General features: G+C 65.8%; 3 protein-coding genes. All 3 read left to right on the top strand.

From position 1 onward, the window contains the following. Nucleotides 1-738: 738 nt before the first annotated feature. The 3 genes from KBI5_RS20950 (at nucleotide 739) to KBI5_RS20960 (ending at nucleotide 3,808) form a co-directional block, all read left to right on the top strand. Nucleotides 739-1,377, top strand: a complete 639-nt coding sequence (locus tag KBI5_RS20950; RefSeq protein ID WP_085016210.1) for a hypothetical protein — start codon at nucleotides 739-741, stop codon at nucleotides 1,375-1,377. Nucleotides 1,378-1,442: 65 nt separating this feature from the next. Then, nucleotides 1,443-2,240: a DNA methyltransferase gene (locus KBI5_RS20955; protein WP_085016211.1), complete on the top strand. Its 798-nt coding sequence runs from the start codon at nucleotides 1,443-1,445 to the stop codon at nucleotides 2,238-2,240. A gap of 608 nt (nucleotides 2,241-2,848) precedes the next feature. Next, on the top strand, nucleotides 2,849-3,808 hold the full coding sequence (locus KBI5_RS20960) for a recombinase family protein (protein ID WP_198537863.1): 960 nt from the start codon (nucleotides 2,849-2,851) through the stop codon (nucleotides 3,806-3,808). The last annotated feature ends 69 nt before the right edge of the window (nucleotides 3,809-3,877 follow it).

The raw sequence follows: 3,877 nt of genomic DNA on the forward strand, positions 1-3,877 counted from the left end.
CCGGCCCCGCGAGAAGAATCTGAAGCTCCCCCACACCGATGCACCGCGACGGCAATCCTGAATGCACCGTCCGGCCATCGAGCACACACCGGCCGCCTTCCGCGACCTCGACGAAAGCCGCCTTAGCAAGATCCAACGCCGTCGGCCCGCCGCTACTGTCCGCTCTGCCTCTCACTGGTCTCCCTCGCTCGTCGAAAAGCGTGCGAGACCAGAAACCCAGCCGGCCCTGGCAAAAACCCTGACACCGCTGACAGAAAACCTGACAGCAGCCGCTGAACAGCGGCGCAGCACGGTCCAGCCCGGACTGTCAGAAAGCCATCCCCACCAGCGGCCCGCCGCCTCGCCCCGGCTAGTACTACAGCAACAGTTGCTGTGATCAGCTGACGCGATAGTGCCGCGACCTGCGCATTTGCAATTGATCTTTGGTTCGGGCGGGTGTTTGTCCCGGCGTGTCGCAGCCGACACGCCGGGAGGTGTTGCTGTAGTACTAGGAAAAGACTGTCAGGACAGCGGCGTTCTTTCCGTTCTGACACCTCTGCCTGTCAGCGGATCCGCCAACACAATGTCAGAGTGGACGGCGCGCCAGGGCCGGATAGGAAAAGGGGGTGTCAGCGGCTTCGCCATGACTGTCAGGAAAAAAAGCAGAAGCCCGTGGTTCCCTGAAAACCGTTCCTCCCCGGGAAACACCGGCGAGGAGCACACCCGGCCATCGCGTATTTCCCTGAAGGAGACGCTGTCGTGCCATCCGTACCGGAGAACCCCTCCGCCGACCCGGTTCCGCTCACCGTGTGGACCACCCGCGCCGGTGACGGCGAGCATCTCCCCGGYGATATCCTCCGCCGCATCCTCGACACCTACAGCCGCCCCGGCGAGCTGGTCATCACCACCACAGACATCCTGACCGGTATCGCCGACATGTGCACCGCCACCGGCCGCCGCCACCGGACGGTGAACACCAGCAGCGACACGGACATCCCCGGTTGGATTCTTACCAGCCGCTACCCGAGCACCGCCGCGCTTGTTCTCACCTCCCCGCCCACCGAGGCCGCGCACCGAGACGACCTCGCCGTCTTCTACCGCAACCTCGCCGCCCTGCTACGCCCCGGGGGAATTCTCCTCGTCCTCATCCCCGACATCTCGATCGTCGRCCCGGACCCGCTCACCGACACCATCAGCGCCGCCCGCAGCGCCGGCCTCGCATATACCCAGCATCTCCTCGCCATCCATATCCCCCTTGCCGGCGGCATTCTCACCACCCCGACCGACGCCTACTGGGACCCAGCCGACGAGCCGACCATCCCCACCCCCCTGCCGCCGCTGCGGATCCACACCGACCTCGCCGTGTTCACCCGCCCCGCCTCCCGGAGCAGCCTTTGACCCCGAACACGCCATTCCCGCGGCGGGCCTATAGCCTTATCCCCGCCGGCCAGCAGCACCCCCGGATGCAACGCGCCGGCCGGTACACCCCCGCCTCCATGACGCACCCCGCCCGCATGCTGCCCGCCCTCGCCCGTCATCTCCTCACCCTTTACAGCCGGCCGGGTGAGATTGTGCTCGACCCGATGTGCGGCATCGGCACTACCCTCGTGGAAGCCGCGCATTTGGGCCGCCACGGTCTCGGGGTCGACCTGGAATCCCGCTGGGTGTCTCTCGCCCGCGCCAACCTGCACCTCGCCGCCAGCCAGGGCGCCACCGGAACCGGGCAGGTGTTCCGCGGCGACGCCCGCCGCCTGGCCGAGATCATTCCCGGCGACTATCACGGGCGGATCGGCCTGCTCCTCACCTCACCGCCCTACGGGCAGGCCACCCACGGCACCATCACCGCCATTCCCGGCAGCGGCGTCAGCAAAACCGACTACCGCTATTCCGACAGCCCCGCGAATCTCGCCAACACCGACCTCGAGGGGCTTCTCGACGGGGTCGCAGCCATGCTCACCGCCGCCCACAGCCTGCTGCGTCCCGGCGGGATCGTCGCGGTGGCCGTGCGCCCCTACCGGCACGCCGGCGCCCTCGTCGACCTGCCCGGCGCTCTCCTAGAAGTCGCCGCCGAGGTCGGCCTGCACCTGCACGCCCGCGCCGCCGCGATCCTCRCCGCCGTCCGCGACGACGGCACCCTTACCCCCCGCGCCACCTTCTTCGCCCTGCACAACATCCGCGTCGCCCGTGCCGCCGGCCACCCCCTCCATCTGATCGCGCACGAGGACATCCTGCTGCTACGCACCCCCAGCCCAGCCGGCTGACAGTGCGCCCTGACCAGCGCATATGGGCGGCATCGCGGCAGGAGCCCGCAGTCCGGTGGGCTGACAGTCTGTTGGCAAAAGCCCTGACAGTCCCTTGGCGGAACCCCTGACACCCTGCCGCTGGGCCGGGAACGCGGTCCGGCGGCAGGGTGTCCGCGCCCAGAGCAGATCAGGCAAGGCTGCCGGCGCACAGGGCTCGGCCGCTTCGAACGAGGAGTCGCGAGGACGGGACGCAACCGCTGGGGCGACGTCCACTCACACGGGCACGAGAGGCACCCGGCGAAGACTCGACGCAGCCGTTCGCACGCCACTCGCAATGYGACCGGAATTCTGATGACTCGACCGAAGAATGAGAACTCCGACGGTCATAACGATGCAGCCGGCGTTGAAACATCACGGCACAGCGACGACCGTGCAGTGTACGCTGGTGAATACAAACAGGGCGATACCACATACACCATCGCCGTGTACCTCTCGATCGAAAAACCCGAGGTCCGACAAGACCAGAGATTGAACCAGGCAAAGGTAGATCGACGCGTCCTCGCCTGGATAAGAAAATCACGAGAAGGCAGCCCGCAGGAACCAGGAAGCGAGAGTCAAGATGCGTCATGAGTGAATCGCCCGTAGGGCCGGTGGCCGGACGCCCCTTCCCCGCAGCACCCATGTACGGGCCAAGAACAGTCGGCACGTCACCCCTGAACCTTGCTTTCCTCGGCAGAGTATCCGACGAGGACCTTCAGGACCCGACGCTTTCCCTTCCACGTCAAGCCACAAGCTGCCAGACCGTACTACCCCCCGGCGCCCGCATCGTCGCATACTACTGGGACATCGAATCCGGGCGCATAGACCCGTCCAAGCGCGGCAGGAGYGACGCCTACAAGAAGTTCGCCGTTCCAATTCCACGCGACGGCGGAATCCGTGAACTACTCGATGCCGCCGCACGAGGCCCCGCATTTGACGCCGTCATCTGCGAGGCAATCGACCGTGTCGCCCGGCGTACGTATTTCGGCGTGAAGATCGAACATGACCTTGAACGGTGCGGCGTGCCGCTCCTCGCTGCCGATGAGGGCATACAGAACCTGCGTAAGCGCGCCACACAGATTCTGACCAGAAGAGTCAAGCAGGCAACATCCGAATGGTACGTGCTCGAGACGCTCGAGAAGGCATGGGACGGCTTCTGCGAGCACGCGACCCAAGGGTGGAACATCGGCTCCCCGCCTTACGGATACCTCGCGGAGAGGATTCCGCATCCCGTCCCCGCGAAACGGGCAGCCGGCAGCACGAAGACCCGTCTCGCATGGGATCCGGTCCGCGCCCCAGTCGTTCAGAAGATCTTCGAGTGGAGAACCGTCGGAAGGAAGTCGCGGCAGGACATCGCCAACCTTCTGAACGAAGATCCTGACCTGTATCCCCCRCCCGCCGCGAACGATGGACGTCGCACACGCGGGTCCTGGAGCGCGGCCACGGTCAATGAGATACTCGACAACCCCAAGTACACCGGGTACATGGTGTGGAACCGCCGCGCCCGCAACACCGCACGAGGGAAGCGGAACCCGCCCGAGCTGTAAACATTCAGCTTCATTGTTGATGTTGCTGTGAGTGGTTGGCGCTCGTTCCGGGTCCGACTGTTGGCTGAT

The organism is Frankia sp. KB5 (assembly GCF_002099325.1).
Taxonomy (GTDB): Bacteria; Actinomycetota; Actinomycetes; order Frankiales; family Frankiaceae; genus Frankia; species Frankia casuarinae.